General features: G+C 72.5%; 15 protein-coding genes. 12 read left to right on the forward strand and 3 right to left on the reverse strand.

Translation table 11 applies throughout. The features are described 5' to 3' along the window. Positions 1 to 14: 14 nt before the first annotated feature. Entirely contained in the window at positions 15 to 1,442 is a 1,428-nt protein-coding gene (locus ACZ6S0_RS24995) for a sulfatase family protein (protein ID WP_465921739.1), read from the forward strand. Positions 1,443 to 1,451: 9 nt separating this feature from the next. Here ACZ6S0_RS24995 and ACZ6S0_RS25000 read toward each other — a convergent pair whose 3' ends face one another. Then, entirely contained in the window at positions 1,452 to 2,150 is a 699-nt protein-coding gene (locus ACZ6S0_RS25000) for a FadR/GntR family transcriptional regulator (protein WP_465921740.1), read from the reverse strand. Positions 2,151 to 2,248: 98 nt separating this feature from the next. Between ACZ6S0_RS25000 and ACZ6S0_RS25005 the strand changes: the two genes are divergently transcribed. The 3 genes from ACZ6S0_RS25005 to ACZ6S0_RS25015 are packed head-to-tail and all read left to right on the forward strand — an operon-like array spanning position 2,249 to position 4,912. Continuing rightward, entirely contained in the window at positions 2,249 to 2,980 is a 732-nt protein-coding gene (locus ACZ6S0_RS25005; RefSeq protein ID WP_465921741.1) for a (Fe-S)-binding protein, read from the forward strand. Then, complete coding sequence (locus tag ACZ6S0_RS25010) at positions 2,977 to 4,368, forward strand: lactate utilization protein B (protein ID WP_465921742.1); 1,392 nt, start codon at positions 2,977 to 2,979, stop codon at positions 4,366 to 4,368. The genes ACZ6S0_RS25005 and ACZ6S0_RS25010 overlap by 4 nt, the downstream gene beginning before the upstream one ends. Next, positions 4,355 to 4,912, forward strand: coding sequence for a LutC/YkgG family protein (locus tag ACZ6S0_RS25015; protein WP_465921743.1), 558 nt, complete (start codon positions 4,355 to 4,357; stop codon positions 4,910 to 4,912). The genes ACZ6S0_RS25010 and ACZ6S0_RS25015 overlap by 14 nt, the downstream gene beginning before the upstream one ends. A 19-nt stretch (positions 4,913 to 4,931) precedes the next feature. Here the strand turns inward: ACZ6S0_RS25015 and ACZ6S0_RS25020 are convergent, their stop codons facing one another. Then, positions 4,932 to 5,945 carry a baeRF2 domain-containing protein gene (locus tag ACZ6S0_RS25020; RefSeq protein ID WP_465921744.1) on the reverse strand — a complete coding sequence of 338 codons (1,014 nt, stop codon included), beginning with the start codon at positions 5,943 to 5,945 and terminating at the stop codon, positions 4,932 to 4,934. Positions 5,946 to 5,948: 3 nt separating this feature from the next. Then, a complete protein-coding gene (locus ACZ6S0_RS25025) occupies positions 5,949 to 6,356 on the reverse strand; it encodes a DUF2795 domain-containing protein (protein ID WP_465921745.1) in 408 nt (135 codons plus the stop codon). Between the two features lie 74 nt (positions 6,357 to 6,430). Between ACZ6S0_RS25025 and ACZ6S0_RS25030 the strand changes: the two genes are divergently transcribed. From ACZ6S0_RS25030 to ACZ6S0_RS25065, 8 genes are all read left to right on the forward strand, one after another. Next, a complete protein-coding gene (locus ACZ6S0_RS25030; RefSeq protein WP_465921746.1) occupies positions 6,431 to 7,510 on the forward strand; it encodes a GNAT family N-acetyltransferase in 1,080 nt (359 codons plus the stop codon). A gap of 80 nt (positions 7,511 to 7,590) precedes the next feature. Further along, positions 7,591 to 8,766 carry a bifunctional cobalt-precorrin-7 (C(5))-methyltransferase/cobalt-precorrin-6B (C(15))-methyltransferase gene (locus ACZ6S0_RS25035; protein ID WP_465921747.1) on the forward strand — a complete coding sequence of 392 codons (1,176 nt, stop codon included), beginning with the start codon at positions 7,591 to 7,593 and terminating at the stop codon, positions 8,764 to 8,766. A gap of 69 nt (positions 8,767 to 8,835) precedes the next feature. Continuing rightward, entirely contained in the window at positions 8,836 to 9,681 is an 846-nt protein-coding gene (locus ACZ6S0_RS25040; RefSeq protein ID WP_344871705.1) for a sirohydrochlorin chelatase, read from the forward strand. Between the two features lie 13 nt (positions 9,682 to 9,694). After that, the gene (cobT, locus tag ACZ6S0_RS25045) at positions 9,695 to 10,768 is read left to right on the forward strand and encodes a nicotinate-nucleotide--dimethylbenzimidazole phosphoribosyltransferase (RefSeq protein ID WP_465921748.1); all 1,074 of its coding nucleotides are present in this window, start codon (positions 9,695 to 9,697) and stop codon (positions 10,766 to 10,768) included. A gap of 27 nt (positions 10,769 to 10,795) precedes the next feature. Next, positions 10,796 to 11,809: an agmatinase gene (speB, locus tag ACZ6S0_RS25050; protein WP_465921749.1), complete on the forward strand. Its 1,014-nt coding sequence runs from the start codon at positions 10,796 to 10,798 to the stop codon at positions 11,807 to 11,809. An 83-nt stretch (positions 11,810 to 11,892) separates the two neighbouring features. After that, positions 11,893 to 13,125: a uroporphyrinogen-III C-methyltransferase gene (cobA, locus tag ACZ6S0_RS25055; RefSeq protein ID WP_465921750.1), complete on the forward strand. Its 1,233-nt coding sequence runs from the start codon at positions 11,893 to 11,895 to the stop codon at positions 13,123 to 13,125. 8 nt (positions 13,126 to 13,133) lie between these two features. Beyond that, the gene (locus ACZ6S0_RS25060) at positions 13,134 to 15,875 is read left to right on the forward strand and encodes a dynamin family protein (protein ID WP_465921751.1); all 2,742 of its coding nucleotides are present in this window, start codon (positions 13,134 to 13,136) and stop codon (positions 15,873 to 15,875) included. Continuing rightward, positions 15,872 to 17,494: a YfjP family GTPase gene (locus ACZ6S0_RS25065; protein ID WP_465921752.1), complete on the forward strand. Its 1,623-nt coding sequence runs from the start codon at positions 15,872 to 15,874 to the stop codon at positions 17,492 to 17,494. Before ACZ6S0_RS25060 ends, ACZ6S0_RS25065 begins: the two co-directional genes overlap by 4 nt. Positions 17,495 to 17,594: the final 100 nt, after the last annotated feature.

Below are 17,594 nucleotides of genomic sequence, written 5' to 3' on the forward strand. Positions count from 1 at the left end.
GGAAGTCACATTCTGTGCTCAAGGCTCTTTGTCGTCTCGCCTGCCTGCTGCTTCTCCTGCCGGCGGCCGAACCCACGGTCGCCGAGGGTGACTCCAGGCCGAACATCGTGGTCGTGCTGGCCGACGACCTGGAGAGCGGCACGCTGCCGTACTTTCCGAACATCTCCCGGCACCTCGTACGGCAGGGCGCCTCGTTCGACCGGTTCTTCGTGACCAACTCCTGGTGCTGCCCGTCGAGGGCGTCGATCCTGCGCTCCCAGCACGTCCACAGTCACAGCGTGTGGACCAACACCGCGCCGGAGGGCGGTTTCGACCGCTTCCACACGCTCGGCCTGGAACGTTCCACGATCGGCACCTGGATGCAGCAGGCCGGCTACCGCACGGGGCTCATGGGCAAGTTCCTCAACCACTATCCGGGGGCGAGCGCTCCCGAGACGTTCGTGCCGCCCGGCTGGGACGAGTGGTCCGTGCCCGTGCGCGCCCTCTACGAGGAGTACGGCTACCGCCTCAACGAGAACGGCACCCTGTACGACTACAACTGGTCCGAGCACGCCTATCTCTCCGACGTGCTGGCCAACAAGGCGTATGACTTCATCAGAGGGTCGGACAAGCCGTTCTTCCTCTTCCTGGCCCCGATCGGCCCGCACAATCCGGCCAACCCGGCCCTGCGGCACGTGGACAGGTTCCCGATGGCCAAGGCGCCGCGCACGCCGTCGTTCAACCAGGACGACGTCAGCGCCGAGCCGCTCTGGCTGCGCACCCGGCCGCCGCTCTCGCCCATGGCCGTCGACGAGGTCGACGAGCGCTTCCGCGCCAGGCTGAGGTCCATGCTGGGGGTGGACGACCTGGTGGGGGCCGTGGTCCACGCCCTGCGCGACTCGGGGAAGCTCGACGACACCTACATCTTCTTCAGCTCCGACAACGGCTTCCACCTCGGAACACACCGGCTCAAGCAGGGCAAGACCACCCCGTTCGAGGAGGCCATCAGGGTTCCGATGGTCGTCCGCGGCCCCGGCGTCGAGCCCGGCTCGATGATCGACCAGATGGGGGCCACGATCGACCTCGCGCCCACGATCGCCGAACTCGGCGGGGCCACGGTGCCGCCCTTCGTGGAGGGCCGCTCCCTGGTGCCGCTGCTGCGCGGGCGACCGCCGGACGAGTGGCGCACCCAGGTGCTCGTGGAGTTCGCCAGGCCGTCCGACCGCTCCTCGGCGGCCCAGACGCCGGTGCCGGCCTATCAGGCGCTGCGCACCGACCAGTACGCGTACGTGCGCTACGAGACCGGCGAACGCCAGCTCTACGACCTCGACGCCGACCCGTACGAGCTGCGCAACCTGGCCGCGACCGCCGATCCGGGGCTGGTGGCGCGGCTGGACGCGCGGCTGGCGGGCATGGTCGCGTGCTCCGGCGCCAACTGCAGGGAGGCCGACCGGCGGGAATGACGGGGCCGATCAGCGGAAGAGCGAGGGGTAGGCGTGCGCCAGATGGTCGGAGACGGCGCGGACGGCCTCGTCCCGGTCGCCGCGGCCGATGGCCTCCAGGATGCGCACGTGGTCCGCGCGCAGGACCGACGTGTCGCCCAGGCGCTGGACGGCTTCGACCGAGTACCTGCGCATGGAGTCGCGGAGTGAGCGCATCATGGCGGCGACGAGGCGGTTGCCCGAGGCGTCCGCGATCGCGCGGTGGAAGGCGATGTCGTGCTCGACGAACTCCTCGGCCGACGTCGCCGCGTCCATCCCGGCCAGGGCTGCGGCCAGGCCCGAGGTGTCGGCCCCCGCGGTGGCCGCGTGCGCGGCGGCCCACTGCTCGATCATGTGGCGGGCGTCGATGACCTCGCGCATCTCCAGGCTGGCCAGGCCGAGGTGGAGCCTGAGCAGGTCGGTCAGCGGCGAGTCGGGGCGCGAGGTGAGCACCGCGCCCGCGTCGGGCCCCCTGCCCACCTGCGAAGAGACCACGCCGAGCGTCTCCAGCACGCGCATGGCCTCGCGTACCGAGGAGCGGCTCACGCCCAACTGCTCGGCGAGGTGGCGCTCGGCGGGCAGCCGGTCGCCCGCCGTCAGGCCATCCTCGGCGATCCGCCGCTCGATCTGCGCGAGCACGTCCTCGAACGCCCGCGTTCGCTTGACGGGACGCCAGCCGGTGCCGTCCAACGAAGCCTCCGATGGTGGCCGGGGAAAGGTGTGTTAGATATGGTCTGACCATACAGTGGTCGGACCATACCGTTGGCCATCACTTTGGAAGGAGAGCCGTGCGAGTCGCCCTGTTCATCACGTGCGTGAACGACACGCTCTTCCCCGGCACCGGCAAGGCCGTCGTGTCGCTCCTGCGCCGGCTCGGCTGCGACGTGGACTTCCCCGCCGCCCAGACGTGCTGCGGGCAGATGCACGTCAACACCGGTTACCGGGAGGAGGGCGTGCGGCTGGCCCGGCACTTCACCGAGGTGTTCGCCGGGTACGACGCCGTCGTGGCGCCGTCGGGGTCGTGCGCGGCCATGGTGCGTGAGCAGTACCCGAGGCTGGCCAGGCCGGGCAGCAGGGGAGCGGCGGCGATCGCGGAGGTCGTCCCGAAGGTGTATGAGCTGTCCGAGTTCCTGATCGACGTCCTGAAGGTCGAGGACGTCGGCGCGTATTTCCCGCACCGGGTGACCTATCACCCGACGTGCCACTCGCTCCGCAGTCTCCGCCTGGGCGACCGGCCCACCCGGCTGCTCCGGCACGTACGCGGCCTGGAGCTGGTCCCGCTGCCCGGCGCGGACGAGTGCTGCGGCTTCGGCGGCACGTTCGCGGTCAAGAACCCGGCGGTCTCCGCCGCGATGGGCGCCGACAAGACCCGCGGCATCCTCGACACCGGGGCCGAGGTGCTGTGCGCGGCGGACAACTCCTGTCTCATGCACATCGGCGGCACGCTGAGCCGCCAGAAGACCGGTGTCAGGACGATGCACCTGGCCGAGATCCTCGCGTCGACGGAGGGGGCCCGATGAGTGCGACATTCCTCGGCATGCCCGGAAATTTCCCGGAGAACGCGCAAAAAGCCGTTCAAAACTCTCAGCTTCGCTTCAACCTCCGCAAAGCCACCCACACCATCCGCGGCAGGCGCGCGAGCGTCGTGGGCGAGCTGCCCGACTGGCAGGAGCTCCGCGCGGCAGGCAAGGCCATCAAGGACCACACCCTCCGCCACCTCGACCGCTACCTGCTCCAGCTCGAAGCGGCCGTGACCGCGGCGGGCGGCACCGTGCACTGGGCCAGGGACGCCGCCGAGGCCAACCGCATCGTCACCGGCCTGGTCCAGGCCACCGGCGAGACCGAGGTGGTCAAGGTCAAGTCGATGGCCACCCAGGAGATCGAGCTCAACGAGGCGCTGGCCGCGCACGGCATCACCGCGTACGAGACCGACCTGGCCGAGCTGATCGTCCAGCTAGGCGACGACTTCCCGAGCCACATCCTGGTCCCCGCGATCCACCGCAACCGGTCGGAGATCCGCGAGATCTTCCTGGAGAAGATGCCCGAGGTGTCGCCCGACCTCACCGACGACCCGCCCGACCTGGCCGAGGCCGCCCGGCTCCACCTGCGCGAACGCTTCCTCAGGAGCAAGGTCGCGATCTCCGGCGCCAACTTCATGGTGGCCGAGACCGGCACGCTGGTGGTGCTGGAGTCGGAGGGCAACGGACGCATGTGCCTGACCCTGCCCGAGACCCTCATCAGCGTGGTCGGGATCGAGAAGCTGCTGCCGTCCTGGCGGGATCTGGAGGTGTTCCTCCAGCTCCTGCCGCGAAGCTCCACAGGCGAGCGGATGAACCCCTACACGAGCATGTGGACCGGCGCGGTCGAGGGCCAGGACTTCCACCTGGTGCTGCTCGACAACGGCCGCACCGACGTGCTCGCCGACGAGGTCGGCCGCCAGGCGCTGCGCTGCATCCGCTGCTCGGCCTGCCTGAACGTGTGCCCCGTGTACGAGCGCGCCGGCGGCCACGCGTACGGCTCGGTCTACCCCGGCCCCATCGGCGCGATCCTCACCCCGCAGCTCAGAGGCATGACCTCCGACCTGGACGCCTCGCTGCCGTACGCCTCCAGCCTCTGCGGCGCCTGCTACGAGGCGTGTCCGGTGGCCATCGACATCCCGGAGGTCCTGGTGGACCTGCGGGCGAAGGCCCCGCACGCGACCGCGGAGCGGGCCGGGATGAAGGCCGCCGGCTGGATACTCAACGATCACCGGCGGCTGGCCAGGGCGCAGCGCGCGGCCACCCGCCTGCGCAAGCTGGTGCCCAGGCGGCTGCCGGGCCCGCTGGCGGCGTGGACCGACACCAGGGACGTCCCCGAGATCCCGGAAGAATCCTTCAGAGACTGGTGGGAGCGGAATGAGCGCGCGTGAGGAGATCCTCGCCAGGGTCCGCGAGGCCGTGGCCGGCGCCGCGGACGTCGAGATCCCCCGGCACTACCGGACGGAGCGGGAGGCGGCCGACCTCGTGGGGCTGTTCGCCGAGCGGGTGGACGACTACCGGGCCGTCGTGCACGTCGTCCCCGAGGCGGAGGTCCCCGGCCGGATCGACGCCGCCGTGGGCGAGCGGCGCATGATCGTGCCCGACGGGTTCGACCGGGCCGGCGGCTGGGCCGACCTGAAGACGGCCGACGGCGTGATCACCAACTGCGCCGTGGCCATCGCCGAGACCGGCACCATCGTCCTCGACCACGGCCCAGGCCAGGGCACGCGGGCCCAGACCCTGGTGCCCGACTACCACCTGTGCGTCGTACGGGCCGATCAGATCGTGGCCGGCGTGCCCGAGGCCGTCGCCCGCCTCGACCCGGCCCGCCCGCTCACCTGGATCAGCGGCCCCTCGGCCACCAGCGACATCGAGCTGAACCGGGTGGAGGGCGTGCACGGCCCCCGCACCCTCGAAGTGATCATCAGCACCTGACCGCACAGCACCCGACCGCTCAGTACCTGAGCACCGCCGCGACCTCCGGCACGCCGTCCGTGAACCACAGCTCGGCGTCCGTCATCGCGGCGGCCCGCACCAGGGCCGAGTCGGAGCGCTCCCTGACGGGCTTCTCCACGCCCCAGTGCCGCAGCTCGCCCTGGTCGGTGGCGAGCTGCGTGCCCGCCTCGCCGATCCAGACGGGGGCGGGCAGGTCGCCGGGCACGAGCACCGCGTGCACCCGGCCCTCGCGCAGCGCCTGGGAGACCCTGGCCATGCCGCAGGGCCCGGCGGACTCCAGGTGCCGTTCGAGCAGCTCGGCGCGGCGGCGGGCGAGCCAGTCGTCGAGGGCCCGCTCGACGTCCTGCTCGAACCGGCCGTGGTCCTCCCGGCTGCCGTGCTCGACCATCGTCACCCGGTCGGCGGCCTTGGTGCCGAGGTGGTGCAGCAGGTACGAGCGCGACTTCGGCTCCCCGGCCACCAGCACCATCTCGACGCGGACGCGGCGTACCTGCTCGTCGATCTCCTGGGCCACGGCCGCCGCGTTCTTCTCCCAGGTCTCGTCCACCGCCCGCTCGTACCGCTTCTGCGACCAACCGCCCTGCGCGGTCTTCTGCAGCGGCCACGAGGCGGCCGCCACGGTGGCCCTGCGCGGCGCCCCGCACCCGAACACGGTCAGCTCGGCCCCCGCGTGGTCCACGATGACCCGCAGGTGCGGCACGTTCTCGCCGCGGGCCATCAGCATGGGGGTGACGTGCGGCAACGGCGTCCACACGGCCAGCTCGTACGGCGCCCGCGGCAACGACTCGGCCACCACCACGTCACCGTGCGTGGCGAACAGCGCACGCCCCGCGGCGGCCCGCAGGGCCTCCTCCTCCAGCGCGTCCAGGGTCGCCCGGTCGGCCTGGTGGTCGAGCCGGTCGCGTACGCCGCGCCAGTGTGACTCCCGCTCGGGCCCGGTGAGCGCGCCCAGGTACACCGACGCGTACGGGCCGCGCCTCTCGTAGAGCGGCCGGATGAAGTCGAGCCGCACCGGTCACCACCTCCGCTCCTCCACGCCCAGCCCCAGGGCCTTGGCGACGTCCGCCACGTTCACGTAGCGACGTTCTGGGAGGGACTCCACCATGTCCGACACCCGGTCCGGCGCGGCCGCGCGCTCGGCATGCCGCGCCAGCTCCTCCTTGGACGCGGGCCAGCGGGCGTCACTGAGCCATTTCGCGAGGTCGCTGCGGACGTTCACGCCGCGCGGCGTGATTCCGGCCGCGGTGCCCGGCGCGTGTCCTGGCGGGTACGACCCAAGCGCGTCCTCACCGGGCGCCGGCATGGCCTCGGGCTGCTTCCACTCCTCGGCGTGCGTGGTGCCGCCACCGCGTATCAGGCCCTCGGTCTCGTGCTTCTGCTGGTCGTCGAGGCGGGGGTTGTGCTTGTCGCTCCCACGTTGCATGGTTTCCTCCCTCCTCAGTGCGCCCCTACCCCCGCTTTCGTGGGCAAACATCGCGGGTGTGTACCCTGCCCAGCGTGTTCGTCCCCGATGTGAGCATCACCGCGGCACGGCTGACGCTCCGGCCGTTCGGCCCTCACGACGCTCCCCGGATCCGCTCGATCGTTCAGTCCGGCGCGCGGTTCCTGCCGCCCGGCGCGCCCGCCAAGCCGTCCGGGGTCCCCCAGTGGCTGGAGGGCGGCGTCCACGAGCTGCACCGCTCGGGGCAGGGCGTCCATCTGGCCATGGCCGAGGCCGACGGGCTGATCGTGGGCGCGATCAGCCTGTTCAAGACCTCGTGGAGCGCGGGCACGACCGAGGTCGGCTACGGCGTGCACCCCCTCTACCGCAGCCGAGGCTTCGCCACCGAGGCCGTGCGCGCGCTGGCCGCGTGGACCTTCGAGAACACCGGCCTGCGCCGGATCGACCTCACCGCGAACCTGGACAACCTGGCCTCGCTCCGCGTCGCCCAGAAAGCGGGCTTCACCTGGGAAGGCGTGCTGCGCGCAGCCGTGCTCGAAGCGGACGGCCCGCACGACCTGGTGCTGTTCGGCCTGCTGCGCGAGGACGGCCGCCTGCCCTCCGACACCCTGCCCAGAACCGAGCTGCGCACGCCCCGGCTGCTGCTGCGCCCGCCGTCCCTGGCCGACGTCCGCGACCTGGCCGCGACCGGCGGCGACCCGCTCACCCAGGCCATGACGGGCATCCCCCGCGACTACTCCGAGCAGCACGCGCGGGCGTTCATCGAGCACGCCGAGCGGGCGCGGATCAAGGGCGCGGGCATCGCCTGGACCGCAGAAGAGCTGCGCACCGGCCGCTTCGCCGCGAACCTGGACCTGCGCGACGTCGACTGGAACCACCGGACCGTCGAGATCGGCTACATGACCGCGCCCTGGGCCAGGGGCAACGGGTACGCGGGAGAGGCCGTGCAGGCCATCGCCCGCTGGCTGTTCGAGCAGCAGGGCTTCAGCCGGCTCCAGCTCCGCGCCGCCCCCGGCAACGCGGCCTCCTGCCGGGTGGCGGAGAAGGCCGGCTTCGTCCGCGAGGGCGTCGCCCGCGCCTCCCTCGACGGCGAGGACCTGGTGGTCTACAGCCTCATCCCCGCGGACCTGCCGTGAGGGCACACCGGACTGACCCCCGTACCCTTTGTGAAACCCCGCGGGAGCGGTCACCCTTGAGTTGAGGACGGTGAGGCTCAATGATCACGGTTGTCGGCTGGGACGGGTCGGACCTCTCGGCCAGGGCGGTGGCCAAGCTGCACGAGGCCGGGCTCGTCATCGGCCCCGACGCCGTCCTGCGACAGCTCGGGCTCGCCTCGACGGCCGCCGGGCAGGGGTCGTTGCTGGAGAGGATCGACGCCCACCTCGAACGCGGCGCGGGCCCGGCGGTCGTGGTCGCGGAGGGTGATCCCGGCTTCTTCGGCGTCGTACGCGCGTTGCGGGCGCACGGCCTCGATCCCGACGTGCTGCCGGCCATGCCGCTCGTCACCCGCGCCTTCGCCCGCGCCGGGCTCGGCTGGGAGGACGCCCTGGTCGTGGCCCCGTCGGGCCCGGCCCAGCTCAACCGGGTGGTCAACGCCTGCCGCGCGCACCCCAAGGTCGCGCTGCTCGTCGCGCCAGGCGTCGGCCCTGGCGAGATCGCCAGAGAGCTGGCCCCCACCACGCCGCGCGCGCTGATCGTGTGCGAGGACCTCGGCGGGCCCGACGAACGGGTCACGCACAGCCGCATGGGCGAGGCCACCACCCGGCCGTGGAAGGACCCCGACGTGGTGCTCGTCATCGACCCGCTGCACCGGCCAGGGGAGGCGGGCTGGGTGGCCGGGGCGCAGCCGGGGCCGTCCGAGTGGGCGCTGCCGTCCGAGGGCCCGCTGCCGCCGGAGGTGCGGGCGTACGTGCTGGCCAAGCTGGGCCCCCGGCTCGGCGACCTGGTGTGGGACGTGGGCGCGGGCGTCGGCCAGATCGCCGTCGAATGCGCCAGGCTGGGCGCGGCTGTCGTGGCCGTCGAGCGCGACGAGGGCCGGTGCGCCCGGTTGCGGGCCAACGTGCTCGCACACGGCGTGAAGGTGGCCCTGGCCAGAGGGCAGGCGCCGCCCGCGCTGGAGCCGCTGCCCGACCCCGACGCCGTCTTCGTCGGCGGCGGCGGCCTCGACGTGATCCTGGCCTGCGCCGCCAGGGGCCCGCGCGCGCTGGTGTGCGCGCTGCGCAAGGTCGAGCAGGTCCCGGCCGTGCTGGAGCGGCTGCGCGATCAGGGCTATCGTGGCGAGGGCACCCAGATCCTGGCCTCGAAGCTCACGCTCGACCCCGACGGTTCACATCGTCTGAGCGCCTGCGACCCCGTGTTCGTGGTGCATGCGACGCCCGCGCACACAGCGTGACCTGTTCCCTACCGGTGTGCATCGGTTATCCTCGCGTGTCTTTGTCCACCGCTCCGGAGATCCCTCACGATGAAGCCGCCGCTCCTGCTGATCGGGCAGGGCTCACAGGACGACGCCTACGCCGCGGAGTTCGGCAGGTTCGTACACCGCCTGCGCTGCCGCCTCGACCAGACGGGCGCCGACGTCTCCGGCGGTTACCTGGAGCGGGCCACGCCCCGGCTGAGCGACTCCGTCGCCTCCCTGGTCGCCAGGGGGCACCACCGGCTGGTGGCGTTGCCGTTGAGTCTCAGCAGGGTGAGCGAGGAGTTCCCCGCCGCGATGGCGATCGAGCAGCAGCGCCACCCCACGCTCATGTACGACTACGGCCGCCCCCTCGGCCCCGACCCCCGCGTGCTCGCGCTGCTGGCCGAGCGGCTCAACGACGCCGCCACCGAGATCTCCAAGCCGCGCGCGCTCGAACTGGTGGGCGCCAGGCCCCGGCTGCGGGCCGTCGACTCCTCGCCGGCCGACGACCTCCACGCGCACGTCGAGCCGGGGGAGACCGCGGTGGTCCTGGTGGGCGAGGGCTCCACCGACGCGACGGCCAACGCCGAGATCCACCGGGTGTCACGGCTGTTCTGGGAGACGCACGCCTACGACTTCATGACCGTCGAGACGGCGTTCGTGTCCGTCACCCCGCCCGGGGTGCCCGGCGGGCTCGAACGGTGCCGCCGGCTGGGGGCCAAGCGGGTGATCGTGGTGCCGTACCTGCTGTTCGCGGGCGGCATGCTGGAGCGCGTGTGGGCGCAGGCGCTGGCGTACGGCGCGGGGCACCCCGATCTCGACATCCGCTGTGCCGAGGTGATCGGCGACTGTGAGACGCTGGCCGACGTCGTGATCGACCGCTACGAGGAAGCGCTGCAGCTCGTCCCCTAAGTGGAGGTTTGTCGTGCTCGCTGAGACGCTGGCCGCGATTCGCCCGGCCGACCCGGGGGCGCTCGCCGAGGCCCGCGCCCATCAGGACCGCCTCACCAAGCCCCGCGGCTCGCTCGGCGTGCTCGAAGAGGTAGCCGTACGCCTCGCGGGCGCGGCCGGCGTGAGCCCGCCGCCCATGCCGGAGCCGGCCGCGCTGGCGATCTTCGCCGCCGACCACGGCGTGCACGCGCGCGGCGTCAGCCCGTGGCCGCAGGAGGTCACGGTGCAGATGGTCGCCAACTTCCTGTCCGGCGGGGCCGTCGCCAACGCCTTCGCCGCCCAGGCGGGCGCGTCGGTGACCGTGGTGGACGTGGGCGTGGCCGCCGACCTGCCCGACGCTCCCGACCTGGTCAAGCACAAGGTCGCGTACGGCACCGCCGACCTGTCCGAGGGGCCCGCGATGACCGCCGACCAGGCCGTCAGCGCGATGGAGGCCGGCATCGCCGTGGCCAAGAGCCTGGTCGACGGGGGCGCGCGCTGCCTGATCACCGGCGACATGGGCATCGCCAACACCACCGCCTCCGCCGCCCTGGTCTCCGCGTTCACCGGCAAGGACCCGGCCGAGGTGACCGGCAGGGGCACGGGGATCGACGACGAGACGCACGCGCACAAGGTCGGCGTCGTCCGCGCCGCGCTGCGCGCGAACGCGCTCACGGGCTTCTCTCCCAGCTCCCCCGGTGAGGTGTCGCGGGCCCTGGCGGGCGTCGGCGGGTTCGAGCACGCGGCCATCGCGGGTTTCGCCCTGTACGGCGCCGCGGCGCGCGTTCCGGTGATCCTCGACGGCGTGATCGCCGGCGCGGCCGCCCTCGTGGCCGCCGCGCTCGCCCCCGCCGCCGTCGACCACTGGGTGGCCGGCCACCGCTCCGCCGAGCCGGGCCACACCGCCGCGCTCGCCCACCTCGGGCTGCGCCCGCTGGTGGAGCTGGAGTTGCGGCTCGGTGAGGGCACGGGCGGCCTGCTGGCCCATCCGATGGTGTGCGCGGCCGTACGGGTGATGCACGAGGTGGCCACGTTCGACTCGGCGGGAGTGACCGAGAAGCCCGTGTGATGATGGGAGACGCTGGAGGTGCGAACAGTGTCTCGTTATGGAGCCATGTACGGCCCGGACATCACATTTCTCGGAGTCGACCGCTGCGACGTCGACGACCCGGCCACCTACGCGGGCGCCGACGTGGTCATCATCGGCGCGCCTTTCGACGGCGGCACCAGCAACCGGCCGGGCGCCAGGTTCGGCCCCATGGCGCTGCGCCAGGCGTGCTACCTGCCGCACGACGGCTCCAGGCCCAGCCTGGCGCTGCGCGTCGACGCCCTGCGCGACCTGCGCGTGCTGGACGCCGGCGACGTGGAGTGCTACTCGGGTGACGTCGAGGGCTCGCTCGCGGCGATCGAGGAGGCGGTGCACCGGGTGGCGTCATCGGGCGCGGTCCCGATGGTGCTCGGGGGTGACCACACGATCGCGCTGCCCGACGCGAGGGGCACGGCCAGGGCGTACGCGGCAGGGCGCACCTCGATGCTCCACTTCGACGCGCACGCCGACACCGGCGACATCACGTTCGGCCACCTGTACGGGCACGGTCAGCCCATGCGCAGGCTCATCGAGTCGGGGGCCATCAGGGGCGACAGGTTCCTGCAGATCGGGCTGCGCGGCTACTGGCCGGAGCCGGAGACGCTGGGCTGGATGGCCGCCCAGCGCATGCGTTCCTACGAGATGACCGAGATCGTGGCCCGCGGGCTCGACGAATGCCTGACCGAGTCGTTCCAGATCGCCCTCGACGAGTGCGACCAGATCTTCCTGTCGGTGGACATCGACGTCTGCGACCCTGGCCACGCCCCTGGCACCGGCACGCCCGAGCCCGGCGGCCTCACGGCCAGGGAGCTCCTCGACGCCGTCCGCCGGATCTGCTACGAGCTGCCGGTGGCCGGGATGGAGGTGGTCGAGGTGGCGCCGCCGTACGATCACGCGGACATCACCGCCCACCTCGGGAACCGGGTTATCCTTGAAGCCTTGTCAGCGATGGCCAGACGCCGTGAAGACGATGGGGGCGGGCCTCGCTGGGATCCCCGCCAGCCCCTTCTCGACGGGCGTTGACCCGTGCGCAGCAAATGACGGATGCGAAGCCGGTAGGTTTACCTCTGAAGACAACCAACCTCCGCGAACGGGAGATTCCCCCCATGGGTCCCTACCTCCTCGGCCTGCGGCTTTCCGGCCGCCGGGTCCTCGTCGTGGGCGGCGGGCACGTCGCGCAGCGGCGAGTGCCCGCGCTGCTAGAGGCCGGCGCGGAGGTCACCGTCGTCTCGCCGAGCGTCACACCGGCCCTCGACGACCTGATCGCCGCGGGCCGGGTCACGTGGCACGCCCGCCCCTACGAGGTCGGCGACTGCGACGGGGCCTGGCTCGTGCAGGCGTGCACCGACGACCGGTCGGTCAACACGGCGGTCGCCGCCGAGGCGGAGGCCAAGCGCGTGTGGTGCGTGCGCGCCGACGACAAAGACGCCTCCGCCGCCTGGACCCCGGCCAGCGGACGGGTCGACGAGATCGGCGTGGCCGTCACGGCGGGCGGCGACCCGCGCCGGGCTGCGGGCATCAGAGACGCGGTCGTCGAGGCGCTGCGCGACGGCACGGTCGACGCCCGCCGCAACCGCACCAAGCCGGTCGGCGTGGCCCTCGTCGGCGGCGGTCCCGGCGACCCCGGCCTGATCACGGTGCGCGGGCGGCAGTTGCTCGCCCAGGCCGACGTGGTGGTCGCCGACCGGCTCGCGCCCCGGGCCCTGCTCGACGAGCTGGCCCCCGACGTCGAGCTGATCGACGCCGCCAAGGTGCCCTACGGCCGCGCGCTGTCCCAGGAGACGATCAACGAGCTGCTCGTCGACCGCGCCAGGCAGGGCAAGTTCGTGGTCCGGCTCAAGGGCGGCGACCCGTTCGTGTTCGGCCGGGGCGGCGAGGAGATGATCGCGTGCGCGGAGGCCGGCATCCCGGTGCTGGTCGTGCCCGGCATCACCAGCGCCGTCGCGGTGCCCGGCGCGGCCGGCGTACCGGTGACGCACCGCGGGGTCAGCCAGGCTTTCCACGTCATCTCGGTGCACGTGGCCCCCGGCGACCCCAGGTCCACCGTCGACTGGCCCGCACTGGCGCGCTCCGAGGGCACCCTGGTGCTGATGATGGCCGTCGAGCGCCTGGCGAAGGTGGCAGAGACACTCATCCGCGACGGACGTTCGCCGGAGACTCCCGTAATGGTGGTGCAGGACGGTACTCTTCCGACCCAGCGGGCGGTCAGCGCTTCGCTTTCCACCGTGGCCGACCGCGTCTCCGCGGCCGGGATACGGCCGCCCGCGATCGTCATCGTCGGCGACGTCGTGAGGGTCGGCCTGGAGGTCGAGATGGTTCGAGCGGAGCGCTTGCCGTGAACACGGCCATGGATGACGGGCGACAGGAGTCACCTGGGGAGCAGACGTTGAGCTTCCGCGCGGTGACCGACCAGGACCTCCACGAGGTCCCGCCCGACGACGCCCAGAAAGGCGCCCCAGAAGGCGCCCACGCCGAGCCCGCAGCCGGCTCGGCCGGCCCCGAGGCCGACCGTGCCGCCGCCGCCGCGCCCGTCGAGGGCGGCTCCGGCGGCCACCCGGATCCTGGCGATCCCGACGCCTCCGAGCCTGAGGGCGGTGCCCAGGCTCGCGGCGCTCAGGACGACGCGGATGCCCGCGAGGCTCCGGGCGGGGCGGACCCCTTCGAGCCCTGGGGCGGCGCGGGCACTCGCGAGGCTCCGGGCGGGGCGGACGACTTCGAGCCCTGGGGCGGTGCAGGCGCTCGCGAGGCTCGGGGCGGGGCGGGCGCTCGTGAGGAGCCCCCTGCGCGCAGGCCGTCGCTTTTCGAGAAGCCCGAGGCGCTGCGACGGCCCCCGGCCTCCGACGCGTCCTCGCCCGCGTTCCGGCCCGCCTTCGAGGAGCCCGAGCCCTCCTCCGAGCGCCCCTCCCTGTTCGTGAAGCCCGCCTCCCTCGGTGGCCCAGGCGTTCGCACGCCCCCGCCCTCTCCGGCGGGGAGCGAGCCGAGCGGCGGGGCGCGGCCGACCACGCGAGACGACGAGCCCGCGCCACGCCCCGCCGACGCGGCGGACGCTCCGGACGCGTCCGCGGATTTCCCTGAGACGGCGGAAGCTCTCGACGCGTCCGCGGATTTCCCGGAGACGGCGGAAGCAGAGCCCGGGTTCGATCCAGGGCGTGCGGGGCTCGGGGCCGAGGGCGTCGAGTCCGGGGAAGCGGACGCCGCGCCGCGAGCCGACGCGTCCGACGCCGAGTCCACGACTGGGCCTACGACCGAGCCCCCGACTGAGCCCGAGCCCGAGGAGTCCATCGAGCTGGAGACGGCCGAGACCGGCTCCGACGACGGCGAGCCGGCTTCCGAGCCCGGCGCCGGAGCGGCAGGGGCCGGGCCCGACTCCGCCGATCGGGCGGCTGCCGAGGGCGTCGGGGCCGACGAGCCCGAGACCGGGAGGGCCGGTCGTGAGCGGGTGGAGGCGTTGCCCGCCGAAGTCGTCGAAGCCCTCACCTCGGCCCTGGGCACCCTCCGCGAAAGCGTCGCCGACCTGCGCTTCAGCCTCGACCTGCCCGGTTCTGCGGAGGCCAGGCAGGCCCAGACCGACCTGCTGGCCCAGCTCGAGAACTACGTCCTGCCCAGGGTCAAGACCACCGCCGCCCCCGCCCTCATCGTGATCGCGGGCTCGACCGGCGCGGGCAAGTCCACCCTGGTCAACAGCCTCGCCGAGAAGCACGTCTCGCGCACCGGCGTACGCCGCCCGACCACCGGCACCCCCGTCCTGGTCTGCCACCCGGAAGACCACAAGTGGTTCGCGGAGGGAGAGCTGCTCGGCGGCCTCGAACGCCTGGAGCAGGCCACCCCCGAAGCCGGGCTGGGCAGCCTGCTCATCGTCACCACCGAGAAGCTCCCGCAGGGCGTCGCGCTGCTCGACACCCCCGACATCGACTCGGTGGTCGAGGAGCACCACGAGGTCGCCCACCGCATGCTCGACGCCGCCGACCTGTGGATCTTCGTCACCACGGCGGCCCGCTACGCCGACGCCCCCGCATGGAGCCTGCTGCGCCTGGCCAAGGAGCGGGGCGCGCGGCTGGCCATCGTCCTGTCGCGGGTGCCGCAGAGGTCGGCTGACGTGGTGCTCAAGCACTTCGTACGCATGCTCACCGAATACGGGCTCGGCGACATCGACAGGTTCGTCATCCACGAGTCGAAGGTGGCCGACGGGAGGCTGCCCGACAGCGAGGTGACCGACCTGCGGCTGTGGCTGGCCGAGCTGTCGGTGGACGAGGAGCGGCGGGCCCTGGCCGTACGCGAGACGCTCAACGGCGTGCTCAACAGCTTCCGCACCCGCGTACCCGCGCTGGCCAAGCACCTGGAGGCGCAGGTCGCGTTCAGGGCCGAGCTGCGCGGCGACGTGGAGGCGGCGTTCCTGAGCGCCCTGACCGAGATCGACAAGGCGTCCAAGAACGGCTCGCTGCTGCACGGCGAGGTGCTGGCCCGCTGGCAGGACTTCGCGGGCTCCGGCGACCTCATGCGCTCGCTCCAGGTCCGCAGGCGCGGCCGGCCGGACAGGCAGGCGCCGGAGCGGGTGCTGGCGTTCAAGGCGGCGATCCGTACCGGTCTCGAATCCGTCATCGTCGCCGCGGCCAACCGCGCCTCGGAGGAGGTGGTGGCGCGCTGGCGGCACCGTTCGGGGCTGGGGGCCAAGCTGGGGGAGAGTCTCGACCGGCCGTCCGACAACCTCGCACGGCACACCGGCCGGGCCATCGCGTCCTGGCAGGAGCACCTGAGCGAGCTGGTACGCACGGAGGGTGTGGCCAAGCGGTCGGTGTCGAAGCTGGTGTCGTTCGATCCCGACTCGCTCGCCCTGATCTTCATGGTCGCCATGTTCAGCGGGGGCAATGGTGAAGGAGTGCCCCACAGGCTGGTCAACGCCGTGCTCGGCGCCGAGTCGCTGCGCGGCATCGGGGCCAAGGCGTTCAGCGACCTGCGGGCCAGGATCGGCATGTTGTTCGACGAGGAAGCAATGCGTTACGTGCAAGCGCTCGACTCCGCGGGCATTCCGGACGAGTCCGTCGCCACCCGCCTCTACCAGGCGACGTACAACCTCGAGGTCGCTCGATGACCACGATGACCACCAGGCCAGGGCTCGCTCCGCGGCTGACCGCGCTCACCAAGGTGGTGGAGCTGGGGCCGGGGCGGCTGGACAAGAAACTGCTCAAAGAGGCCAACGAACTGCTGCGGCGGGCCGGCGACCGGCTCAAGCTGTCGTCGGACCACACCGTCGTCGCCCTCGCGGGCGGCACCGGCAGCGGCAAGTCGTCGCTGTTCAACGCGATCTCGGGGCTGGAGCTGTCGCCGACCGGCGTACGCAGGCCGACCACCGCCCGTACACATGCCTGCGTGTGGGGGCTGGAGGGCGCCGGGCCGCTGCTCGACTGGCTGCAGATCCAGTGGCGGCACCGCTTCTCGCGGGCCAGCGCTCTCGACAAGGGCGACAGCCAGTTGCACGGGCTGATCCTGCTCGACCTGCCCGACCACGACTCGATCCGGGCGCTCACCGACACCGAGGCCGACCGCCTCATCGGGCTGGCCGACCTGGTCGTGTGGGTGCTCGACCCGCAGAAGTACGCCGACGCCTCCACGCACCGGCGCTACGTCACGGAGCTGGCCGGGCACGAGGCGGTCACCGTGTTCGCGCTCAACCAGGCCGACCGGCTGACCACCGAAGAGCTGGCCGAGCTGGTCATCGACCTCAACGACCTGCTGCGCCGCGAAGGCGTCGAACACCCCAGCGTGGTCCCGACCTCCGCGGTCACCGGGCGGGGCGTCGAGAGCCTCAAGAGCGTGATCGCGACCGCGGTCACCCGGCGGCGGGCTGCCATCCAGAAGCTCGAAGCCGACCTGCACCGGTTGGAGCAGAAGCTCAGCCAGGCGATGCCCATGGGGGAGGCGCTGTCGGCGCCGTCCGCCGTCGACGAGGCCCGCCGGATGGGGCTGACGGACGCGCTGTGTGACGCCGTGGGCGTACCGGCCGTGGGCGAGGCCATGGAGAACGTCTACGCGGAGCGGTCGAACCAGTGGGTCGGATGGCCGTACCCGAGGTGGTTCGCGAAGTTCCGTCCCGATCCGCTGAAGAGCCTCAAGCTGGAGGACGTCGGCCAGGAGATCCGCGGTATCTCGAGCACCACGGTGAGCGCTCAGTCGGCCGAGGTCTCCAACGCGGTGCAGGCGCTGGCCGACGGACTGTCCCAGGGGATGGACCCGGTGTGGCGCACCGCCGTGCACCAGGCGGCGCGCTCCCGGTCGAGCCAGCTCCCGCAGGCTCTGACGGAAGACCTCACGGAGGTCGCGCCGCAGCTCGATCGCGTACCGGCGTGGTGGCGGCTGCTCAAGATCTGGCAGTACTTCCTGGTGGTGGCGTTCGTGGCCGGGCTCGCCTGGCTGGCGGTGGGGCTGTTGCTGCCCGGCCAGGTTCCGTCCTCCCTCGAACTGCTGGGCGACACGGCGACGCTGCCGTGGGTGGGGCTCATGATGGCCTCCGTACTGGGGCTGGGGGCCCTGTCCGGCATCGCGTCCAGGAACTTCGTGGAGCTGGGGGCGTCGAGGGAGCGCGAGCGGCTCGAACGGGAGATGCGGCGCCGGGTCGCGGCGGTGTCGGCGACCATGGTGGTGGAGCCGGTGGAGCGGGAACTCGGACGTCACCATGCCTTCTACACGGCCATGCGAGACCTGTCGGTGTAACCGCCCGCTAGATGATTGATGCCAAGGGGGATGGCTACGGTTAGTGGTCGTAGGCGATCAGGGATCGCTTGATCGGCTGGCCGGTGTTGTCGTTGAGCCA

This window comes from Nonomuraea sp. NPDC051298, assembly GCF_055586305.1.